The organism is Calothrix rhizosoleniae SC01 (genome assembly GCF_900185595.1).
In the GTDB taxonomy this organism is placed as follows: Bacteria; Cyanobacteriota; Cyanobacteriia; order Cyanobacteriales; family Nostocaceae; genus Calothrix_A; species Calothrix_A rhizosoleniae.
Genome location: NZ_FYBH01000208.1, coordinates 1 through 22,788 on the forward strand (window position 1 = coordinate 1; position 22,788 = coordinate 22,788).

The following is a 22,788-nucleotide window of genomic DNA, read 5'->3' on the forward strand; positions in this document are numbered from 1 at the left end:
CCAACCTACTTAGGTGCAACTATTGATTTTGAATCTGGGACAATTAAGCGATCGCCAAAGTGGATGAGTCAAGTCGGATTAGAGTGGCTCTTTAGACTATGGTGCGAGCCTCAAAGGTTATGGAAGAGATATTTGATAGATGATTTTCCCTTTTTTAAACTAGTCCTACTGCAAAAGCTGAATTTGTTGTTCAAAAAGAGGAAATCAAAATCTGCCATTAAGTTAACTTCATCAACAAAGCGTGATATTTGAAACTTTTTGCGCTGGCTCCCCACAAACACACTACTCTCTATATTCATATATGGGGTTTCTCCCTGCTAAGAGTTCCCTGCTCTCCTCTTCCTCTCACCGCTAAACCGTAAGGGTGTAGCGGGAGATTTTTGAAATTAAATAGGGTTAACCAAAGCGTTGAATAATCGCCTCAGCAAATTCAGAACACTTCAATGGCTTTACAGGTGGCTCCATCAATCTGGCTAAATCATAGGTCACTTGACTATTAGCGATCGCATCTGCTAAACCTTTTTTTATCAAGTCAGCAGCTTCTTGCCAACCCATATATTCCAGCATCATCACTCCGGATAAAATCACCGAACCAGGATTAATTCGATCTAATCCGGCGTGTTTGGGTGCAGTACCGTGGGTTGCTTCAAAAATTGCCGCAGAATCCCCAATATTTGCTCCTGGGCCCATACCTAATCCACCTACAATGGCAGCAGCAGCATCAGATAAATAGTCTCCATTCAAGTTCATGGTGGCAAGAATAGAATATTCATCAGGACGGGTTTGGATTTGTTGGAAAATACTATCGGCAATGCGATCATTCACCATAATCTTAGCTTTCCACTTGCCGTTACCGTGGGATTCCCCAATCGAGTTAAGAACTGTTTCTACTTCCTTGACAATTTCGGCTTTCTTCTCATCAGTTAAGCCGTCAAAGCCAGGATCTATCATCCGTGCATTTTCCTCTAGGGTAATATCAGGTTTGTCTTCCTTATTACCGAGAATCCATGACTCTCTTTCAGTTACACACTCTTGGCGAAACTCGGTAGTTGCAAGTTCGTAACCCCAGTCACGAAAGGCTCCTTCGGTGTATTTCATAATATTACCCTTATGCACCAAAGTCACCATTTGCTTGTGTTTGGGCAGTAATAAGGCATGTTTTATCGCCCGTCTGACTAGGCGTTGGGAACCAGTTTTACTGATGGGCTTGATTCCAATTCCAGCATCTAGAGGAATTTGTTTTTTACCGTGTTCTGGGGTAGCGGGAATCAGTTCATTGTTGAGAATAGTAATTAGGCGATTGGCAATTTTGTCACCTTGCTTCCACTCAATCCCTAAATAAATATCTTCTGTATTTTCCCGATAAACAATTACATCTAGCTTTTCTGGATTTTTGTGGGGTGAAGGGGTACCTGCATAATAGCGACAAGGACGGACACAGGCATACAAATCAAAGATTTGTCGCAAAGCAACATTTAAGGAACGAATACCACCACCTACAGGGGTAGTGAGTGGCCCTTTTATCGCAACACCATACTCTTTAATGGCGGTCAGAGTATCCTGGGGTAAATACTGGTAGGTTCCGTATAAATCACAAGCCTCATCACCTGCGTATACCTTAAACCAGGTAATTTTGCGCTTGCCTTTATAAGCTTTTTCTACAGCTGCATCTAGTACTTTTTGAGTGGCTGGCCAAATATCTATGCCCGTACCATCGCCACGAATAAAGGGGATAATTGGATTATCTGGAACAATCGGCTCACCATTTTTGAAGGTAATTTTCGATCCGGTTGTTGGAGAAGAAAGTTTATCGTACATCAAACACTCCTAATGGTTCGCCGCGACTCAAGTTGAGGAAATCTTGACTTTGGTTGGGAACGTTGGTAGATTTTACCCCGTTTCACAAAGTTTATGAGGCGCAGAGTCTTTCCCCTCCATACTGTTAATATTGGTTGCTCTTAATTCAGACTCAAATTTACTTCCTGGTAAGGGAGCTATACTTTCCCTAGGATTTTGACACGCACAGTTACTCTACTATTTTGAATATACAGCAAAATATGAAAACTCTAGGAAAAAAATTATCCCCACTGAAGAAGGAAGAAGGAAGAAGGAAGAAAAGTTCATATGACTCTTTCAAAATCCAAAATCCAAAATCTAAAATCTAAAATCCAAAGTAGTATTAGTGGGAATTTTGGCCGATTTCCTGTAAACTACTTTCTGGCTAATAGTTAACTGTTTTCAGTTAAACGAGTTTTACGAAATAATGGCATGACAGACCCAATGAGTGCATCAAATGCTACTAGTGATGACATTGAATCCCTCCGTAACCAGTTAATATCTGGGTCTGAAAAAGTCCAACAGAAGTTAATTCCACAGTTAGCTAATCTGGGTAATGGGGGATTGGATGTATTGATGGAATTTTTGTTGCAACGTCGAGAGAATCAAGCAACATGGGTAGATGGTAAGGTCTACCAAATTCTCTACAATGCCGATCTACCGAATATTCAAGAATTTCTACAAATCAATTTCCCTCATGGAGTTGTACCTCTAAAGTCAGAGCGTAATATTGATTACAGCCCCCTGGAAAAATTACTTGCAGTGCAAGACCTGCAAGCAGCAGATCGCATGACTATACAAAAAATGTGTGAACTTGCTGGCAATGATGCTGTAAAACGTAAATGGTTGTATTTTACGGAGGTGGATAATTTCCCCATCGCTGATTTACAAACCATTGATAATCTATGGGTAGTTCACTCTGAAGGCAAGTTTGGCTTTTCTGTACAGAGACAAATTTGGTTAGGTTTAGGTAAAAGATGGGAAAATCTCTGGTCTAAAATTGGCTGGAAAAATGGTAACAATTGGACTCGCTATCCCCAAGAATTTACTTGGGACATTAGCGCACCTAGAGGACATTTACCTCTATCTAATCAGCTCCGGGGAGTTAGGGTATTTGCTTCTTTAATGTCTCATCCAGCTTGGTTGAAAGAATGAAAGAGTAAAGGAGTGAAGGAGTGAAGGGGAACAAAATGGCTTTTCTGTAGATTAATCTAAAAATCCCCAACACCAACAACGGATGATCTATTTTCCACAATCCCAAATCCAATAATGGCAAGAGTTCTATTAGAAAATATCAAACGCATATTCAACAATGTGACAGCTATTGAGGATATTTCTTTGGAAATTCCTGATAGTGAATTTTGGGTGCTGGTAGGGCCTTCTGGATGCGGTAAATCTACCATTTTACGAACCATTGCTGGTCTGGAAACTGCAACCTCTGGTAATCTCTACATTGGGGATAAGCTCATGAATGATGTCCCAGCCAGAAAGAGGGATGTAGCAATGGTATTCCAAAATTATGCTTTGTATCCCCATATGACGGTGAGAGAAAATATTGCTTTTGGGTTACAAATGCGTCAAGTTGACCGCAGCATCATTCAAGCACGGGTGATGACGGTTGCTCAATCCCTGGGATTAGGTCAGCTTTTAGATCGTAAACCCAAACAACTTTCTGGAGGACAACAACAACGAGTAGCATTAGGTAGAGCGATCGCTCGTCAACCCCAAGTGTTTTTACTGGATGAACCTTTGTCCAATTTAGATGCTCAATTGAGGGATGATACTAGGGCAGAGTTGAAAGAGTTACATCAAAATATCGGCATTACAACTATTTATGTCACCCACGACCAAACCGAAGCCATGACTCTGGCTGATAAAATTGTGGTTCTCGATGGTGGCAAAATTCAACAAATTGGCACTCCTCACCATGTTTATACTCAACCAGCTAACCGCATGGTGGCAAGTTTTTTGGGTAACCCACCCATGAATATTTTCCCTGGGAAGTATGTGGGGGAAGGTTGGGATGTGGTTGGTAATTTTTTACCCCTGAGCCAAGAGATAGAGCAGCAATTAACCTTGGAAATTGGACAAACTGTAGATTTGGGCATTCGTCCAGAGCATATAACTATCACCAATGCAGATGATTCCCCAGCCTTATCCGCAGAAGTGAAGGTAGTAGAACCTCTGGGAAGAGAAACATTAATTCGTGTTGGCTTATTAAACTCCAATGTGATTGTCAATGCCATACTCCAGCAGGGAACAGCTAACACCAACCCAGCCCTAGACCAAAGTATTTGTTCTGGCGATCGCTTATCCCTTAAACTAGATATTGAGCAGCTATTTGTGTTTAATCCTAATACTGGAGACAGAATGTTTCCCAATTAAAATGTCTCCCAATCAAAAAGAAAGGGAGTAGGGAGAATAACTACCTATTTTTCTCTGAGTAAATATATAAAGCTGTTGTAAATATTACTTTTAGGTATTGTATGAATAATATAAATTTTGATTATTTTTTTACATTAAAGACCCATATATAGTTCCGGATAAATACTTAATTTTTTCCATTTTAGCTATAAACAAGCTTGAGTTTGATTTATTATTTGCTTGTATATATACTTACGTAACACGAGTTGAAAGGTTAACATTATCAAACGCTACTGGAACAACTTGTTTTTGTTTAAATTTCATATTGTTTTAACCTCTAAAATCCTTGCACAGTAATGATTTTAGAGGAACCTCCCAAGTTGTGTACATAAATTAAAAGGAGAAATCATCATTGATACGTTATCGAGTTCGTGGAATTGTCCTCGCCAGTGTAGTTTGTGTTTTCGCTGTCTGTAATTCCCCCGTAAGAACGCAGGCAGAAACAGCTGAAGAGCCTGCTGCGGAAAAGGTTCAGGCCGCACCCATTGCAGATCCGAAAGGCGCAGTTACTACTAAAAATGTAAAAATTCCAGTGGAAGAGCTGAAATTATTAGTCAAGCCTCTTACCCTGGCAGAACTACAAACTGAATCCTCAGCCTGGCAACTGATACTGAAAAAAAAAGTTCAACAAATTAGCGATGCGGAAATTGCCATTAAGCGTGAAAATCAGAGCATTGCCAAAGAAAAAGAAGCAGCTACGGCTTCAGAACAGGCTAGTTCAGCTTTAAAAGAGGCGGAATCAGCTCAATCTAAGGCAAATCCAGGGTCACCAGAATACCAAGAAGCCACAAAAAAGGTAGAAGAAGCAAAAGATAACCTGAAAAAAGCCCAATTAGCAATTACAGAAGCAAAAGCTGCTAAACAGGAGCTGCAACAGAATAAAGGTTTGAGTGATGCTTTAGACAAGGCTGAGTCAACGGGGGAACTGGAAAAGTCAAAACAAACCCTAGAAACAGCTAAGCAAGAGCGAGAAAAGATAACTGCTGGATCCCTAGCATATGACGAGGCGACTAAAAAGATTGATGCCCTAGAGGCAGCAATCAAAACCTTTGAATCAGCCCAATCAGCTCAAACATCAGCTATCCCAGACTCGCCAGCATATACACAAGCGACTCAGCAACTAGAAGCCGCAGAAGAATCTCTGAAAAAAGCCCGTTTAGCAATTGACGGAGCTGAATCAAGTCAGGAATCTTCCCAGAATCTCGACCAAGCAGCCAATGCTGTGGGAGAAACCACAATCTCCAGTAACAGCGACACCAAAGTTGCTACTTCAGGGGAGGTTGTGAATGAAAAGGAAAGTCTCCAGCAAAAAGAAAAGAATCTGGAAAAAGCAGCAGAACAATTGAAGCAAAAAGCTGATGCAGATGCTCAATTGAAGAACCAACTGGTTGCCAGTGTTACTGAATTACAGTCAGAACGAACAGCAATAGTTGATCGTTTCAAAGTCGTCTTAGATGAACTACAACTCAAAAGTCGTCTTAGATGAACTACAACTCAAAGGAGGCGATCCGAAACCCTACAAACAGTATATTGATGCCATTAGTATTGTAGAAATAGACTTGCAAGATACCGATGGCATCGGAGTTCGGTTTTTCAGCTGGTTAAAATCTGGAGAAGGTGGCTTACGCTGGGCGATGAATATTGGTAAGTTTGTGGGCATTGTAGTTGCCTCAACTATCGCTTCTCGAATTCTCGCCGGTTTCGTTGACCGTTTTCTTGGCAAATTTAACAATGTATCTGCACTGTTGCGCCAGTTTACCGTCATGCTTGTCAACCGTGGTGGAGTTGTAGTTGGTTTTTTGCTGGGACTAGCAGCCTTGGAAATCAGCCTTGGGCCAGTTTTAGCACTGGTTGGGGGTGCGAGTTTTGTGGTGGCGTTTGCCCTACAAAGTAACCTTGGTAACTTGGCCAGTGGTTTAATGATCATGGTGGCAAAGCCGTTCGATGTTGGCGACGAGGTGAAACTCAGTGGTATTTGGGGTTATGTAGATTCCATTACCCTAGCGAGTACCAAAATCCAAGGATTCCAGGGTCAGATGTTTAATATTCCCAACGGTGTGGTTTGGAGTGGGATGATCGAAACCCTGACTCAGAGTAAGAACCGCAAAGTTGACATTTGGCTGCAAATCCCGTTCAGTGAAGAACTAGAGCGTGTTGAGAAGCTGTTGCTCGAGATTATAAAATCCCATCCCAAAATTCTTCAAGATCCACCACCATCAACCTTTGTTTGGCAAATTGCAGAATACTACATTAGTGTTGGTATTGGCGGTTGGGCAACAAAAGAAGATTATTGGACAGTTCATGAAGATGTTATCCGTATGATTCGGGAACGATTTATCAAAGAAGGTATCCCCGTTGCAGCTATTCCTATCCAGAAGGAGATTGCTATCCAGGGAGAATCTATTCAAGTTCCTCAAGTGACTGCAAATAGAACCGTGAATTCCCTAGAAGGGGAAATTTCTTCGAGGGTTTAGAACTATCTAAATTTGCGATTTTTTTCTTTTAGCCCAGAGAATATCACAAAGCTCCTTCTAATGTAGCAGCTACAACTCGGTGGTTCTGATCTTGTCGTAACTCCATTAGAGCAGCTTGTGCCTCTGGGCTAGGAAATTCTCTCAATGTTTTGGCTACTTTGGCACGAACCTGCCAGATATCTGAAACAGCTAGGGGAAGCAGCATTTGTAAAGCTGTTTCCGCTTGGGGAGTTGCTGGGAATCTACCTAAATTTGCGATCGCAGTTTGTCTGACTAATGGATCTTGTCCCTGAAGTCCAATCTGACACATTTTTAATAATATCTCTGAATAGTTCATATCTTCCATGACCGCAAAAATACTCTGTCTCACCAGCCAATGGGATTCTTGCTCAAACAATTCTTCTAGATAGGGTAAAGCTCTATCCAACCCGTACTTAGCCAGGGAATTAGCCGCTTCTGCTCGGACATTAGGGTCTTTTTCATTGGCAATTATATCTAACAATGCCCGAAACCCTTCTTCCGTTTGCTTATAACCAAAACCCATCGCCACATAGGAGCGAATCATAAACTCTTTGTCATGCATCCTTTGTTTGAGCAAGGGAACTACCACTTCAGGATCATGGTGACGTAATTCTACAATCCCTCTCATTCGATTTTGAGAGTCTGGACTACTGAGATAGGTTTCAATTTCTTGTAATTCCATAGTTATATATAATTTGGCAATTTTTACTATCTAAAATAGATTTTACAATTTTTTACAAAAATTATTATTTATTATAATAAATAGGTAAAACCTTATATAGCACTCTGAGTTTTCACGCCATCTTGTTGGGTTGACAGGTGGTAGGTGTTAGGGGATAGGTGGTAGGGAAGATTCAACTTCTGTTTTCAAGAGCCCGAATCAAAGCTGACAATAATCTGCCAACTGATTCACATTGGGATACCAGGGAATCAATAACTAATGAGTAAACTATTTGTCACTGCTGAAGAAAAATTATTAACTCAGCAAGCATTGCCAGAGACATTTGGATTTGAGGCCATTCGGCCTAGTTATGATGGGTTAGGACTAGGAAATATTACTGCCCTGGCGAGCCATTGGCTATGTCCAGGAGCGCCCATACTCAGTAAACAATCTCCCTTACCATTGTTTAATCCCCCTTTACTAGGAACTAAGGTTGTAACTGAAGCTTGGAATAACTGGTTAAGCCAAGGAGCAATCAATCATGTAGTACTGTTGATTGCTGATGGTTTGGGCTATGACCAATTAAAAAGTTTAATGAATAGCAAAGATGTGCCAAGTTTAACATCTGCCTGTCACTCTTCCCAAGCATTTTTTATGCCTGCTACATCTGTATATCCTAGTACTACTGTCACTGCTTTAACATCTGCTGCTACTGCCTATGCACCAGCCCAACATGGCATGATCGGCACAAATCTATATTTGCGGGAACTTGGCAGTATTGTCAATTTTATTGGTTTTTGCCCTACCATCGCCCCTACCCATACACCTTATTTAGATAGTCAGCTTGATCCAGACAATTTAATCCCAGTACCTAATCAGTATCTACTGATGGAAAAGGCGGGGATAGATGTGGGTATTATCAACTTGCAGTATTTTAAGCAAACTAGTATTAGTCGTTTTACCACAGCAAGTTCTCAAGCTGGAACCACCGGTTTCCGTGGGTATTTAACTCCAGCAGATGGTTTTTCTCAACTGCGCCAACGCTTAGAAAAAATAGAGAATCAAGGTAAAAGTTTTACCTTCATGTATATACCCAACTTAGATAGTTCTGCCCATCGTTATGGCCCACTCAGCCCATCTTATCGAGCAGAAATAGGGGCTTTGGATTTTGCAATTCAACGGGAATTGTTAGAACCACTGACAGGCCGTAAAGATGTGGTGTTATTATTTACTGCCGACCACGGTCAACGTCCAACCTTTGCCGAGAAAACCCTGTGGTTGAATGATCATCCTACCCTCACCCAGATGTTATTTACACCAGCAATTACAGGGGAATCACGATCGCGTTTTTTGCATTTACAGCATGGTATGGAAACTGCGGCAATCAATTACATTGAAACCCATCTTCAGGAACAGTTTACAGTGATTACCAAACAACAAGCGATCGCATCTGGTTTATTGGGATTGCCAAATGAAGCTTTGGGTAGAGAATGTGGCGATCGCTTGGGGGATTTAATTCTCTTACCGCGTTACGATTGGGTTTGTCGCCACCAAGTAACTTCAGAAGAAAAACATTCCAGTCTTGCGGGAATTCATGGAGGACTCAGCCGCCCGGAAATGTTAATTCCCTTCCTGGCGTATCGTTTTTGAATTTAGCTAAACAAATCTATACTTAGAATAAACAGCCGCTTGACCGCAGTATTGATCTTTTTCATCTAAGATATTCCAAATAATTCCGTTTTCTATATAGAACCGCTTACCAGTACTAGTAATACGGATACCAGAAAAATTACTAAAACCTTTAGTTTGAGTATCTAATAATAGGCGATTCCTTTCTGCTTGCACTACTTCTTGTGCTGTTTTCCGAGAAGGCATTTGGGTAAATTCCTCCCAAGAAAGTTCCCACAATTGTAAAGCTCGGTAGTTGGCATAGTTAAAAATTGGATCTGCTTCCGTACCATGAGAAATTACCACAAAAGGTGCTTCAAATAGAGCTTGTGCCAATTCTTCAGGGGGAATGCTTAAATCAAATAAAGATTGTCCAATCCAATGTTGATAACTATGCAGCAAGCGTTGGGTGTGGAGAATAATTGTTTCATGTTGCCAAGGAAATTGCACATCTGGTTTCATTCGCGGAATAAATATGGCTGCACAGTGATTATCTCATTAATCAAAAATCAACATCCTCTTTTTCTCCTGAATTACAGCACTACGCCATTAGGGCGCGGATATTGTTGAAGCAGCAAACCTATGAACAGTAAACTTATTACTTATTACTTATTACTTGCGCGTAGCGCCATACAATCCCAAATCTACTGCAATTCTATGGGCACAAGCAAACCCAGAAAACGCCACCGCATTTAATCCCTGTCCAGGAAATGTACTATCTCCCACACAATATAATCCCGGAATAGCTGTTCGATTGAAGGGCATTCCCAATAAGCCCCAGAGTTTTCGCCGAGGGATTGGTCCATATGTGCCATCTTCTCGACCTAAAAAGCGGCGGTGGGTGCGCGGTGTCCCCACTTCCAAATAATCTAACCCAGAATTTAAATCGGGAAAAATCTTCCCTAGTCGCTGAATAATTCGCTCCCCAGCCTCTTCTTTCTTCAATGCATATTCTTTGGCAGATAGTCCTTGCCATTCACTTATCCAATGGGGAGTAAATGCATGAATAATATGATGTCCTGGTGGAGCCAAATCTGGATCTAACAAGGTGGGAATAGACACAAAAATAGTCCCTTCTACATCCGCCATCTGTTTCCAGTTATCTAACAGAATGTGGTGACAATCCGTACCTTGAGGCAATACCTCTGCCCTGATTCCCATATGCAAACTGAGAAAACTAGGTGATTTTTGATAACGTTGCTGCCACTTTTTTTCATTTATTGGTTTAGCTTTTTCTGGCAATAACTTGTTGAATGTATCCCAGCGAGTGGCATTAGAAACAATTCGTTTGGCGTAATAAACACTACCATTCGCCAGTTCAACTCCTACTGCCTTGCCCCTTCTGGTTAAAATCCTTTTTACCCTGGCTTGGTATCTAATATCTCCTCCTACTTCTTCCAACCCTTGTGCTAGTTTTTGGGCAATTTGTCCCACTCCTCCTTGGGGATAATTTACCCCACCATAATGCCGATCAGAAAACACCATACCTGCATTAATCATTGGTGTCATATCTGCTGGAACTACTGACCAGCAATAGCACTCAATATCAATAAATTTCAATAATAAGGGGTCTTTAATATATCGTCGGGCAATATCCCCGACATTACAGGGTAGATATTTAGCTAAACCCAAGCAAGCTAAGGGATGTTGGGAAAATACTCTGAGTAAATACCGAGGTTCTTCTAAGGATAATAATTCTATCCGATTGAGACAGTTAAATACTTGCCAGCACTCATGATAAAAACTACGTATTCCTTGCTCTTCATGGGGGAAATACTGAGTGATATTTTGCAAAAACTGTTCGTAGTTGCGATCGACTTTAATATCCAAACCGTTGGGGAGATGGTAGTGAATTTGTACTGGATCAGGTATGGTGGTTAAACTCATATTCACAGCCTGTAAAGCACGGGTGAGTAAGTTGGTAGTACCCTTGTGCCCAAACCCAAATATCATTGACGCTCCCACGTCAAAACGATAGCCTTGACGCTCAAAATAGCCAGCACTACCACCGGGAATCAGATAACTTTCCAGCACCAGCACTTTAGCTCCTTTTGCTGCCAGTTGAGTTGCCGTCACTAACCCACCAATACCAGAACCTATAACTATCGCATCCAACTTATGACCAACTGTTCTCGCTGAGGAATGAGGTTTTTGCTGCATGGAGCCATACTTCAGTTACCAGTTACCAGTTACCAGTTAACAGTTATCAGTTGCCGTCAGTCAAGTTGAAAATATTTCCCATTTTGAAAAAAAAAGAGGGAAAAGCCTGCAACTGCTGGCCGATCCCGTCTGCCGATCCTTAAAGAGAGGAGAACACTGCAAAAACTATAAACCTGATTGAGAATATATGTCAACAATTTTAAAAAATAAATGCTAAAATTCTTGAAATATCTCTGGGTGATACAAATCCAAAATCCAAAATTGCATGATCAAGATGGTATAGCACTAGGCAATTAGGTTAGCCCTGAGCGAAATAGAACCGCTAGGACATTGTTGAACAAGAAGCAGGGGGGAAAGGGGCAGGCTTCGGCTGAGCTCACGGCCGAAGCCTGCCCCCTGCCCCCTGCCTTATCCAAACGATAATTTTTTACGCCGACCTACTTACTTGCGCGTAGCGCTATACTTGCCCATAGCTCTGTAGCTATAAGTCGAGCTTATCTCAAGCCTACACAGCAAAATTCAGTGCGCTCAAACCTGATATTAGATGCCAGTCGCACGCGGGAGAGAGTATGATGATGTTTTAGTTGTTATATATATGTTAATAAACGCCCCTGATCGGCTATGACCCAACAATTGCGGGTTTATGTTCCACCCCATCCCTTAATTAAACACTGGTTAGCAGTAGCTCGTGATGCTGCTACACCCTCCGTATTATTTCGTAGTGCAATTACTGAATTAGGTCGTTGGTTAACCTATGAAGCAGCTAGAGAATGGTTGCCAACTAAAGATGCCACAATACAAACTCCTTTAGACACTTGTCCTGGTACTGTTATTGATGCAGAGGTGCCAGTAGCAGTTGTTCCCATTCTCAGAGCAGGACTGGGACTCTTGGAGGGAGCGCAAACATTACTACCTCTAGCCTCTATTTACCATCTGGGTTTACAGCGAAACGAACAAACATTACAACCCAGTTGCTATTTAAACTCAATGCCCGAAAAATTTGACCCCCAGACACGGGTTTTGATTACAGATCCAATGTTAGCAACGGGAGGCTCAATTATGGCAGCAATGTCAGAGTTAGTACAGCGTGGTGTTGAGCCATCTTTAATCAGGATTGTTTGTGTGGTAGCATGTCCGCCAGCGTTACAACAATTGAATGTGGCTTATCCTGGTTTAATTGTTTATACAGCGACCATTGATGAAACTTTAAATGATCAAGGTTTTATTGTACCTGGATTAGGAGATGCAGGCGATCGCATTTTTGGGACTTAAGTTAGGATACAGCTAAGACAGGGTATATAGATTCACAGTCCTGATGTTAGCAAAGTTTATTAAAAATAGTGAAGATTATGACTCAGCGAGAAGGTTTTGCAAGTGGCTTTTTAGTCGGAGCGATTCTTGGTGGTATAGTAGGAGGTATTCTTGGTAATATAATTGCTAATCGCCAGGATGGAGAACTATCCCCAGAAGAAGAAGGAAAATTAGATGGTAGCTCTTTAGAACCGAGGAAAGATTCCGGTAGACGACGACAAATGAGAGCTACTACCAATGAAATGGATATGGAAATGACTAGGCGATCGCTAGAAGATAAAATTTCTCAGTTAAATGCCACAATTGATGAGGTTAGGCAACAATTAGGGAATGTCAATAGTAACTCACTCCCAACAAATGGTGAAGGTACAAATAATCCGTAGAAATATCCCTGTTCCCAGTATTTTAGATGAAGTAACTGTGAAGATATGCCAAATAAATTCTTTACCTCAGATTCTTAGCGATGCTTGAGGGAATACTTTTGGTGTTGCTGATTCAGGGGATGATTTTTGATATCGCCCATTAGATGTGAAGGGGTAAAACTGCTATTTTGACCGAAAAAGAAAAGGATACAAGCCCCCAAATTTATTTGTGGAAAAATTAGAAATAATTGTGCCGCGATGCATAAGCACAAGGCTCAATAATTCCTTTCTTGATACAGTCGCTCATGGGGGAGACCCCCAAGACCGCGCTGCATAGCTATTTCAAGCCCCTACATTCATATATGGGTTTCTCCCCTGCTCCTTGCTCCCTGCTCCCCTGCTTCTTACTGACTCTGGGTTAAAAATCTCAATTCATCCTGTATTTATGCAATACCATACTTTTAATTTGGAGTTAAGTAACAGTGGTAATTGATATGATATCTGCCAAGGCAGAGCATCTAAAAATAGCCCATGAATGAAAATAGTGTATGCACTATTGACTATACCTCCATTAAAATTAAGAATAAAGACCACTGTTGACATTTAGTAGGAAACATCAACGTTTATGAATTTATTGATTACTACCCTGGCTACTTTTATCAGCATTTATAGCTCTTTGCTATTTATTCGTATACTTTTGACTTGGTTCCCCAATATCAACTGGTATAATCCGCCATTTTCTGTACTTAGCCAAATTACCGATCCCTATTTAAATATTTTCCGTTCTATTATTCCCCCATTGGGAGGTATGGATTTTTCTCCAATATTAGCGATTATTGCCTTGCAAATATTGCAAGGAGTTCTCTCCCAATTAGCTCGGTTGGCTTTTGTATCAGGCTTTGGCTTTTAATTTATAAGAGCCGTTATCACCATCGAAAATATTTGTAGAGATACTTGATTTGTCAACATCACCAAGTATCTCTACAAATTCTTATTTATTTGACTTAGTCCTCAGTGTTCTGCTTCTAAATTCAAGTATAAATTTTTAGGTCTTACAGAAGAACTAAATCCTGCTGCTTTAAATTTTTTCAATTTCAACGGAGTTGGTTGATTAGCAGGTATAGACACTCTCAATTCAAAATCATGTATTCCTGGCGGTACTTCTGCAATTGAACCCAGACGATTGCGGTTTTGCATGGCTGGATCGTTATTTGCGTCGTAAATGCGTCCGAAAATATCTGCATCGTAGACTGTTTGGTTAGTACTATTGCTGGCTTTCCCCGTGATCAGAAAGCAGTTAGCCGCCATTGTATTTCTACCACTAGTTACCGCCCCTTTGGCAATTTCTGGGGGGCACTCATGGTAAGAAAGATCAAAGAGTTTCACCTGTGTCAATGCTATGGCATAAGGGGTGGGGGAAATAAACCACGTAAAAACACTTATTATGCTGGCAATAAAAATAACCATGAGTGAAGGCAAGCGCATAAAATATACCGTGACTTAATTATGACAATGAGTAAACATTATTAAATCCAGCTTACCTTGAATAAAGCCCCTCAAGCATTTTGACAAATAGGTAGGTGAGCAGGGAGCAGGGGGCAGGGAGCAGGGGGCAGGGGAGTGTGGGAAGATGGGGAAGAGGGAAAGAAGTGTGGGAAGTGTGGGAAGTGTGGGAAGTGTGGGAAGTGTGGGAAGATGAAATAACTAACCATCAACTATCAACTATCAACTACCAACCACCAACTACCAACTAACAACTAACAACTAACAACCATCACTCCCCTCGGTCAAGCCATATCAAATAATAATACTTCTGTATTATCCATAGTAGCTGCGATCGCAATTTTTTCTTCTTGAGAAATAGCAGCACCATCACCAGCAAATAAAGTATGACTGTTAATATCTACTGCTCCCCGCGCAACTTGTAGCCATACTGATCTATGATAGTTGATTAAATGCTCTACCTTGTCATCTTTATTGAGAGCCGCAACATAAAGATTCACATCTTGATGGATTGTCACTGAGTTATCCCTACCATCCTGGGAACCGACTAATGTTAATTGTCCCAGATTTTCTGCTAGAGGAAAGTGTTTTTGTTCGTAACTCGGCTTAATTCCTTTCTTCTCTGGTAAAATCCAAATTTGCAGAAAGTGAACTCCATTGCTGTTAGAGCCATTAAACTCGCTGTGTGCAATACCAGTACCAGCAGACATACGTTGTACATCACCTGGACGAATTACTGAACCATTACCAATACTATCTTTGTGCTCCAGTTCTCCTTCTAAGACATAGGAAATAATTTCCATATTTTGATGACTGTGAGTTCCAAAACCTTTACTTGGTTGAACTTTATCTTCATTAATTACTCGTAGACTCCCAAAACCCATGTGGTTGGGATCGTAATAATTTCCAAAAGAAAAAGTATGTTTGCTATCGAGCCAACCAAAGTCAGCATTTCCTCTTTCATGAGCAAGACGAATGTTAATCATAATGTTTTGACTTGATTCAGTAACTAGTTGGGATTAATAATATTTTTTTACATCAGTCAGGCTTTTCTCTCACATTTAGGACTTACTGTTTAGGGTTGCTTCCTTGCACCGCCATATGTCCCTGGATAATTCCTGATATTTATTATTATGTATTGAATCTCTTAAAAAGACAATACTATATTTAATCAACCTACTGTCTCTATTTAGAGGACAATTAAACTATGGATAAATTTGAAAGTATACGTGCTTTTACTCAAGTCGTAGAAGCAAAAGGTTTTGCAGCAGCAGCCAGAAAAATGCAGATGTCTCGTTCCGCAGTCAATAAGCTAGTGATTAATTTAGAGAATCAGTTAGGAGTGCAGTTACTCTACCGCACTACCCGCCAAGTTACACTTACAGACAGTGGTAAAGCCTTTTATGAACGTTGTATTGATATTCTCGCTGAACTAGAAGAAGCTGAATTAGCAGTCTCTCAGCAGCATAGAGAACCCAAAGGAATTCTTAAAATTAATGCACCCATGTCTTTTGGTATCTCATATTTGGGTTCAAAGGTAGCTGAGTTTATGATTCGCTATACAGATATTAAAATTCAATTAACATTAGAAGATCGTTTTGTAGATCCAATTAGTGAAGGTTATGACCTAGTTATTCGCATTGGTGCACCCCCAAATTCTCCTAGTTTAGTAGTTCATCACCTAGCTATAATCCCTCGCATAATTTGTGCAGCACCTAGTTATTTACAAGCACGAGGAATCCCCAGTGAACCAAATCAATTAAAAAAACATTATTGTTTGCATTATGGGTATTTAACCACAGGTTGTCATTGGCAATTAATCAGTGAAGAGAAACAAGAGCGAGTCTCCATTGATGGAGCTTTTTGCTCTAACAATGGAGAAGTTTTAAGAGATGCTGCCATTAAAGGTCTAGGAATTGTGATGTTACCAAATTTTATGGTTAAACAAGCATTAGAGCAAGGAAAACTACAAATTATTTTGCCAGATTATCATCCACCAAAACTAGCTCTATGTGTTATTTATCCTATAAATCGCCAACTTTCGACTAAGGTTCAGCTATTTACTCAATTTCTGCAAGAATCTTTTGCTTGTCATTTCTAAAAATAGGAATTATGGCACTATGCAATTAGGATAGGGATATTGTTGAAGCACCAAACCTATGAACAGTAAACTCATTACTTCATGCAATGTAATTGAAAATTTTGCCAGAAGCAGCCTAGGAAAATTATTTGCACAATCAGCTTTAATCTGTGCTATATAAGTAAGTCGGCACAATAAAACCAAACTATGTGAAGAATAGTAAATAAGCCTAAAACCCTTGTTCCCCCTGCTCCCTGCTCCCTGCCCCCTGCCTTATCCAAACGATAATTTTTTACGCCAACCTACTTATGTCCTAAACTAAATCCCAAAATATACTTATACAAGTATCTATGGTTAATCAGATAATTAACAGAAAACAAAAATTACACCGATTTTTGTTCAATTCCTTATTTCTAGCCACTATATCCACCATTTTAACTACTATCCCTGTGGGTGCAGCAGAAAAAATTTATGCAGCTTTTGGTCCTCTAGATTTCTCAGTTGCTGTTGCTGATTTAGAAAATTTTGTGCAAACAGGTAAAGTTACTCCAGAACTAAAATTATTAATTAAAAGACTCAATTCTAAACAAAAAGAAGAATTACGGATAGCTCTGCAAAAATCCTATGATGTTAAACCCCTATTATTGTCTCAATATTTCTACACACCTATGGGGGAAAATGTATTACGGAGAGCTGGAAAACTCATTCAAACTGAAGCAGGACAAAATGGCATGTTTGCTTTGCGTGCAGCCTTAGTTCTAGCAGCAGTAGAAGGTGACTTTACCTTCATTAAGGTACTGAAAAAATTCCCTACTTCTGGAATTCGCATCAATACTTCAGAGACAATTAAAACTCTTAAAGAGATTGCAGATGTGTTTTCAGACACCAAAAAAACCATTGCTCAAATTAACAAACTCTCCAAAGCTGAAATTGCTGCTGCACCATCCATTGATTACGATACACTTCCCGATATTAGGACTCTGGGTTCAGTCAAGTATTCCAGTCAAACAATTTACCTCAAGGATACCAGTCGCAATCGCAAATATCCAGTTGATCTTTATTTACCCCCTGCTAATAGCAATTCCCAGGAAAAAATTCCTGTGGTTGTGATTTCCCACGGCTTTGGTGATAGTCCTAGCAGTTTTACTGAGCTAGCAAAATTTTTAGCTTCCTATGGGTTTGCTGTGGCTTTACCAGAGCATATTGGTAGTAATTTTGCCCAACAAGAAGCTACACTGGCGGGAAGAGGTAGGGAATTATTTCGATTAAATGAATTTGTAGATCGTCCTTTAGATGTTACTTTCTTACTCAATTATCTCGAAGGCTTGAATCAGTCAGATTTTCAAGGACGATTAAATTTAAAGAAAGTAGGAGTTATTGGTCATTCTTTTGGCGGTTATACTGCACTAATGTTGGGGGGAGCTACCGTTGATTTTCAACAGTTGATGCGAGATTGTGAACAGGATTCTTGGAATCTTTCTTCATTACTTCAATGTCGAGCAGAAGAATTTAAACCTGCATCAGTACAAAGAAAACTTCTTTCCCAAGGTTTACGGGATTCCCGCATCCAGCTCGTGATTACCCTCAATCCTGTCAGTAGCATTGTACTTGGCAAAGGACTAAGCCGTATTCAGGTTCCTGTGGTTATGGGTAGCGCGGGTTATGATCCTGCAACACCCGTGGTGGAAGAACAAATACGAGCATTTAATTGGTTGCAAACTCCCAACAAATATCTAGTATTAGCAGATGGTTTTTCCCATACCACTGAATTAACAAGCCTCTTGAATAACCTGCTTTACTCTCCCTCTACTTCCGCGAGGTTAGAAGACGATGTCAAAATTTTCCAACAAAATGCCAGAACAATGATGTTGGCTTTTCTACAAGTATATATTGCAGAGCGATCGCAGTATCTTCCCTACATTCAGCCAGCCTATGCCCAGTTTATTAGCAAATCCCCTTTCGATTTCAGCATGGTACGCTCTTTGCAGCCAAAGGAGTGAAGGAGTGTGGGAAGTGTGAGGAGTGTGGGGAATGTAATATCCTTTATCCCCTTGTCCCTCTACTTCTCACTCCAGATTCTATGCAGCAACAGCTTCCTCATAGGGAACAAATGTTTTCTTGCTGGCGCCACAAATGGGACAATACCAATCCTCGGGAATGGATGCAAATGGTGTTCCTGGTGCAATCCCAGAATCAGGATCCCCTGTTACTGGATCGTATATCATCGAACATTGACGACAAATCCATTTCTGAGTGTCTGGGTTGTCACCGGCTGATTTAGCTGGAGGATTTACGCCGTCTAAAGCTTGGAGAGCCTCAGTATATTGACGGGCATGGTGATTTTCAATGTGAGTTAATAAACCAAAATTATGTGCCGCTTTACGGAAAGTCTGGGCATGTTCTTGGGATTCTTTTTGTTGCTCTTTAAATTCAGCAACAGCTTTACTATCTCTGTCTTCTTGAGCTTGAGTGGTAAATTCCGGATACATGGTGGTGTATTCATAGGTTTCCCCCTCAACCGCTAATTCTAAACAACGGGAAGCGATCGCTTTTTTTTGCTCCTCTGTTAATGATGAAACATCATCTACAACCAACTCCGGATGCATGAGCCGAAAATGGGCAAATGCATGTTCTGTCTCCTGATTGGCTGTTTCCTTAAATAACTTGGAAAGCTCGGACATCCCCAACCTACGGGTCACTTCCGCAAAAAATAAATATTTGCGATTTGCCATTGACTCTCCACCAAAAGCTGCTTCTAGGTTTTTAGCAGTATTGGAATTTGACAGATCCATAAGTGTTCTCTCTCAATAATTAAGCGGCAGACTGGTATTGCAGTCTTTTTGATTAATCTCTACTCATAATAACTTTTATGCGTAGTCGTTATGAGTACGAGATACTATCTTTTTAGCATTTGTTTTCTAATTTGTCTACCAGTTGTTGAACAAGAAGCAGGGGGCAGGGGGAATGCCTCTTCCATCCTGCCGTGGAGCGAAGGGTCACAATCCCCGACTTCCGTAAGTTGTTTTCGTTCAGGTGGGGTACAATCTCCATCTGAACATCCCCCTGCTCCCCATCTCCCTGCTCCCCTGCCTCTTTTTGAATCTTTATGGATTCAGCTATTTTGCTATTTCTGTTGGTGGTGCGCCCCTAGAGGCTTTAACAGAGTATATTAAAGATCAAGAAAAGCGCGACAACGCAGTCTTGGGGTCTCCCCCATGAGCGATTGTCGCAAGAAGCCGTCCTTCTAGGACGGGGCTTGTATCCCATTATTTTCGGTCAAGTATGGATTCTCATCCAACTTTGTGTGAAGCGATCGCTCGCCATATTACCACCAGTCCCCAACAGAAAATCACTTTTGCTGAATATATGGATCTGGTGCTGTACCATCCCCAGTACGGTTATTACTCTACTCAAGCCGCAAAATTGGGGAAAGAAGGAGATTTCTTTACTTCTGTCCACCTGGGAGCTGATTTCGGCGAATTATTAGCTGAACAGTTTGTCCAAATGTGGGAATTGCTAGGTAAGCCAGAGCCATTTCATCTAGTAGAAATGGGTGCAGGACAAGGATATCTAGCCTTGGATATCCTCAAATATATACAGCAGCAATACCCAGATTTTTTTCAATGTTTAGATTATATTATTGTTGAGCGATCGCTAACCTTAAGGCAAATACAACAGGAAAAATTATTAGAATTTCCTGTTAATTGGCAAACTTTAGAAATAATATCCAGCAACTCGATTATTGGTTGCTTTTTCTCCAATGAATTGGTTGATGCCATGCCAGTGCATCAATTTACAATACATGGGGGAGAACTGCAAGAAATTTATGTGACAACTAGGGAGCTTGCAGGAGACAAGGAGAGAAGCAAATTCTCCCAGTACTTATTTGCAGAAGTTACGGGAGAGCCATCCACACCCCAACTACATTCATATTTTGAGTCCTTGGGAATTGATATTTATCATTACCCAGATGAATACCAGAGTGAGGTGAATTTAGCCGCTTTACAATGGTTAAGTATAGTAGCAGACCGCTTACAACGTGGCTATGTGTTAACCATAGATTATGGGTACTCTGACAATCGTTACTATAATCCCAGACGATCGCAAGGGACACTACAATGCTATTGGCATCATCAGCGCCATAATAATCCCTATATTAATATTGGACAACAAGATATTACTGCCCATGTTGATTTTACAGCCTTGGAAAAATGGGGCGATCGCTGCGGTTTAAAATCAGTTGGTTTTACCCAGCAAGGTTTATTCTTGATGGCGTTGGGATTAGGACAACGCATTGCTTCTCTTTCCTATACAGAGCAACCCATATCCCAAGTATTACATCGTCGAGACAGCCTCCACCAACTTTTAGATCCCTTGGGATTAGGAGGATTTGGGGTTTTACTCCAAACAAAAGGACTGCAAGAAACAGATGTTTCTCAGCCACTGAAAGGATTTATCATCCCAGAATCAGCATAAATTTCAAGTGAAAATATTGCTGGTAGTCCGAAGCTAACATAATTCAGATCGGGGAGATTATATAATACACTGACAGTTAGTCAGAGGCAGGGGAGCAGGGAGCAGGGAGCAGGGAGCAGGGGAGAAACCCCTTGTTCCACAAATAAATTTGGAGGCTTGTATCCTTTTCTTTTTCGGCCAAAGCAATTTTGGATTTTGGATTTCCCCCTTGAGGGGATACAGGGCGGGTTGGATTTTGGATTATGAAAGAGTTAACATATAAGCTTTTCTTTCTTTCCATCTTTCCCAATCATTTTTCTCTCTTGGTATTACTTGTATAATTCCCCTCAAACATTGAAATTGTTATAAAAGTAATTACAGTTCAAACATAAAAAATCAAAGGTTAATAATTATGACCAGCCATGAATTATTGATGCTAGTTGTGTTACTCACCCCTGGAATTTTACTTTCAGTCATGATTATGGTGACTTTCGCAGCAGGGGGATAAATCTATCAATATTGCTGCTAGTAGCTAATGTATTGTTAGCACTTAGCAGCTAGTCAACTCAAATTAACAGCAAACGCTCAACCATTGGGAACGCAAACAATGAAGGTGGCATTTCTGGGGACTGGATTAATGGGACAACCGATGGCTCAGAGGTTATTAGCGGCAAATATTCCGGTAATTGCCTACAATCGGACTCCAGAAAAGTTGGAACCATTAAAAGCTGCTGGCGCTGAAATTGCCGCCAAACCCTATCAAGCAATCCGTGCGGCTGATTGTGTCATTCTCATGCTGACTAATGCCGCAGCTATTTACAGTGTTTTACTTTCCGACCGTTCTTCTGGGTCGGTCACAGGACGCAGTATTATTCAAATGAGTACTATTACTCCCACAGAAAGCAAAGAAATTCAGGATGCGGTGGTGGCTGCGGGGGGAGAATATATCGAAGCACCTGTGTTGGGTAGTATCCCGGAGGCAAAAGCCGGAGAACTAATTTTAATGGTGGGTGCCTATAGGGAGCAATACCAGCGTCATTTAGATTTATTAAAGAATTTTGGTCCAGAACCAGTGTTAGTGGGCAAGGTAGGAACTGCTACGGCGTTGAAGTTAGCCATGAATCAATTGATTGCTTCTATGACTACAGCTTTTGCCCTCAGCTTTGGTTTTGTCCAGCGTCAAGGTATAGATATAGAGTTATTTATGCAAATTCTGCGAGATAGTGCTCTTTATGCCCCTATCTTTGATAATAAGCTGTCTAGGATGGTAGATGGTAATTATACCAATCCTAATTTCCCTATTAAGTACATGCTGAAGGATACTGATTTCTTTATTGAAGAAGCAAAATCGGCGGATTTAAATGTACGCAGCATTGAAGGAGTGAAGCAAATTTTAGAAATGGCAATGAAAATGTCACTTGAATATGCAGATTACTCCTCTATATTTGCAGCTATTCAGGCAGGCGATCGCTAATTATGGCTGCCTCCTGATTTGTAAGCAGGGGGCAGGGAGTAGGGAGTAGGGAGTAGGGAGTAGGGAGCAGGGAGTAGGGAGTAGGGAGCAGGGGGCAGGGAGCAGGGAGCAGGGGGCAGGAAAAATTATACTTATACCAATTAAAATACTGTTTGCAACACATACATTTTTCGTAGGGGCACGGCACCAGTAAGATAATTTTATATACCAAAAGATTGTGGATGTCCCCTACCCATCTGTCCGATTCTTTTTTCAAAATGGTATTACTTATTACTTATTACGTATTACCCCTTCTATAAAATTGGTATTCCGTAAAAATGATATAACTTCAGCATTCAACTCTTCAGAAGAACCAAAAG

At 40.8% G+C, this 22,788-nt stretch carries 21 protein-coding genes; 14 read left to right on the forward strand and 7 right to left on the reverse strand.

The features are described 5' to 3' along the window. On the forward strand, positions 1-252 hold a 252-nt coding region (locus CALSC_RS12870; protein ID WP_200817627.1), incomplete at its 5' end, for a WecB/TagA/CpsF family glycosyltransferase. Between the two features lie 144 nt (positions 253-396). Here CALSC_RS12870 and CALSC_RS12875 read toward each other — a convergent pair. Continuing rightward, positions 397-1,818: an NADP-dependent isocitrate dehydrogenase gene (locus tag CALSC_RS12875; protein WP_088241741.1), complete on the reverse strand. Its 1,422-nt coding sequence runs from the start codon at positions 1,816-1,818 to the stop codon at positions 397-399. A gap of 450 nt (positions 1,819-2,268) precedes the next feature. On the opposite strand from CALSC_RS12875, the gene CALSC_RS12880 reads away from it, so the two are divergent. From CALSC_RS12880 to CALSC_RS27455, 4 genes are all read left to right on the forward strand, one after another. Beyond that, the gene (locus tag CALSC_RS12880) at positions 2,269-2,991 is read left to right on the forward strand and encodes a GUN4 domain-containing protein (RefSeq protein WP_088241742.1); all 723 of its coding nucleotides are present in this window, start codon (positions 2,269-2,271) and stop codon (positions 2,989-2,991) included. Positions 2,992-3,105: 114 nt separating this feature from the next. After that, the gene (locus CALSC_RS12885; RefSeq protein WP_088241743.1) at positions 3,106-4,221 is read left to right on the forward strand and encodes an ABC transporter ATP-binding protein; all 1,116 of its coding nucleotides are present in this window, start codon (positions 3,106-3,108) and stop codon (positions 4,219-4,221) included. A gap of 391 nt (positions 4,222-4,612) precedes the next feature. Then, on the forward strand, positions 4,613-5,746 hold the full coding sequence (locus CALSC_RS27450) for a hypothetical protein (RefSeq protein WP_235006779.1): 1,134 nt from the start codon (positions 4,613-4,615) through the stop codon (positions 5,744-5,746). Further along, a complete protein-coding gene (locus CALSC_RS27455) occupies positions 5,715-6,734 on the forward strand; it encodes a mechanosensitive ion channel family protein (protein ID WP_235006780.1) in 1,020 nt (339 codons plus the stop codon). Before CALSC_RS27450 ends, CALSC_RS27455 begins: the two co-directional genes overlap by 32 nt. Before the next feature lie 43 nt (positions 6,735-6,777). On the opposite strand, the gene CALSC_RS12895 is transcribed toward CALSC_RS27455, so the two are convergent. Further along, positions 6,778-7,437 carry a HEAT repeat domain-containing protein gene (locus tag CALSC_RS12895; protein WP_088241744.1) on the reverse strand — a complete coding sequence of 220 codons (660 nt, stop codon included), beginning with the start codon at positions 7,435-7,437 and terminating at the stop codon, positions 6,778-6,780. A gap of 258 nt (positions 7,438-7,695) precedes the next feature. On the opposite strand from CALSC_RS12895, the gene CALSC_RS12900 reads away from it, so the two are divergent. Next, the gene (locus tag CALSC_RS12900) at positions 7,696-9,066 is read left to right on the forward strand and encodes an alkaline phosphatase family protein (RefSeq protein WP_088241745.1); all 1,371 of its coding nucleotides are present in this window, start codon (positions 7,696-7,698) and stop codon (positions 9,064-9,066) included. Positions 9,067-9,072: 6 nt separating this feature from the next. Here the strand turns inward: CALSC_RS12900 and CALSC_RS12905 are convergent, their stop codons facing one another. Both CALSC_RS12905 and crtH read right to left on the reverse strand, forming a co-directional pair. Next, on the reverse strand, positions 9,073-9,546 hold the full coding sequence (locus CALSC_RS12905; protein ID WP_088241746.1) for an MEKHLA domain-containing protein: 474 nt from the start codon (positions 9,544-9,546) through the stop codon (positions 9,073-9,075). A gap of 150 nt (positions 9,547-9,696) precedes the next feature. Beyond that, positions 9,697-11,244 (reverse strand): carotenoid isomerase, encoded by a 1,548-nt coding sequence (crtH, locus tag CALSC_RS12910; RefSeq protein ID WP_088241747.1) that lies wholly within the window; start codon positions 11,242-11,244, stop codon positions 9,697-9,699. A 621-nt stretch (positions 11,245-11,865) separates the two neighbouring features. On the opposite strand from crtH, the gene upp reads away from it, so the two are divergent. From upp to CALSC_RS12925, 3 genes are all read left to right on the forward strand, one after another. Beyond that, on the forward strand, positions 11,866-12,516 hold the full coding sequence (gene upp / locus CALSC_RS12915; RefSeq protein WP_088241748.1) for a uracil phosphoribosyltransferase: 651 nt from the start codon (positions 11,866-11,868) through the stop codon (positions 12,514-12,516). 77 nt (positions 12,517-12,593) lie between these two features. Next, positions 12,594-12,938 carry a hypothetical protein gene (locus CALSC_RS12920; RefSeq protein ID WP_088241749.1) on the forward strand — a complete coding sequence of 115 codons (345 nt, stop codon included), beginning with the start codon at positions 12,594-12,596 and terminating at the stop codon, positions 12,936-12,938. Between the two features lie 604 nt (positions 12,939-13,542). Then, positions 13,543-13,827 (forward strand): YggT family protein, encoded by a 285-nt coding sequence (locus CALSC_RS12925; protein ID WP_088241750.1) that lies wholly within the window; start codon positions 13,543-13,545, stop codon positions 13,825-13,827. Between the two features lie 101 nt (positions 13,828-13,928). Here the strand turns inward: CALSC_RS12925 and CALSC_RS12930 are convergent, their stop codons facing one another. Continuing rightward, on the reverse strand, positions 13,929-14,402 hold the full coding sequence (locus CALSC_RS12930; protein WP_088241751.1) for a biotin carboxylase: 474 nt from the start codon (positions 14,400-14,402) through the stop codon (positions 13,929-13,931). 95 nt (positions 14,403-14,497) lie between these two features. On the opposite strand from CALSC_RS12930, the gene CALSC_RS27460 reads away from it, so the two are divergent. After that, entirely contained in the window at positions 14,498-14,671 is a 174-nt protein-coding gene (locus CALSC_RS27460) for a hypothetical protein (RefSeq protein WP_159460612.1), read from the forward strand. Positions 14,672-14,704: 33 nt separating this feature from the next. Here the strand turns inward: CALSC_RS27460 and CALSC_RS12935 are convergent, their stop codons facing one another. Further along, positions 14,705-15,406, reverse strand: coding sequence for a pirin family protein (locus tag CALSC_RS12935; protein WP_088241752.1), 702 nt, complete (start codon positions 15,404-15,406; stop codon positions 14,705-14,707). A 221-nt stretch (positions 15,407-15,627) separates the two neighbouring features. Here CALSC_RS12935 and CALSC_RS12940 point away from each other — a divergent pair, with 221 nt between their 5' ends. Then, positions 15,628-16,521, forward strand: a complete 894-nt coding sequence (locus CALSC_RS12940) for a LysR family transcriptional regulator (protein ID WP_088241753.1) — start codon at positions 15,628-15,630, stop codon at positions 16,519-16,521. A gap of 329 nt (positions 16,522-16,850) precedes the next feature. Further along, positions 16,851-18,500, forward strand: coding sequence for an alpha/beta hydrolase (locus CALSC_RS12945; RefSeq protein WP_088241754.1), 1,650 nt, complete (start codon positions 16,851-16,853; stop codon positions 18,498-18,500). A gap of 78 nt (positions 18,501-18,578) precedes the next feature. Here CALSC_RS12945 and CALSC_RS12950 read toward each other — a convergent pair whose 3' ends face one another. After that, on the reverse strand, positions 18,579-19,292 hold the full coding sequence (locus CALSC_RS12950) for a rubrerythrin family protein (RefSeq protein ID WP_088241755.1): 714 nt from the start codon (positions 19,290-19,292) through the stop codon (positions 18,579-18,581). 490 nt (positions 19,293-19,782) lie between these two features. Here CALSC_RS12950 and CALSC_RS12955 point away from each other — a divergent pair, with 490 nt between their 5' ends. Then, positions 19,783-20,976, forward strand: coding sequence for a class I SAM-dependent methyltransferase (locus CALSC_RS12955; protein WP_088241756.1), 1,194 nt, complete (start codon positions 19,783-19,785; stop codon positions 20,974-20,976). 586 nt (positions 20,977-21,562) lie between these two features. Then, entirely contained in the window at positions 21,563-22,429 is an 867-nt protein-coding gene (locus CALSC_RS12965) for an NAD(P)-dependent oxidoreductase (RefSeq protein ID WP_088241758.1), read from the forward strand. Positions 22,430-22,788 lie beyond the last annotated feature (359 nt).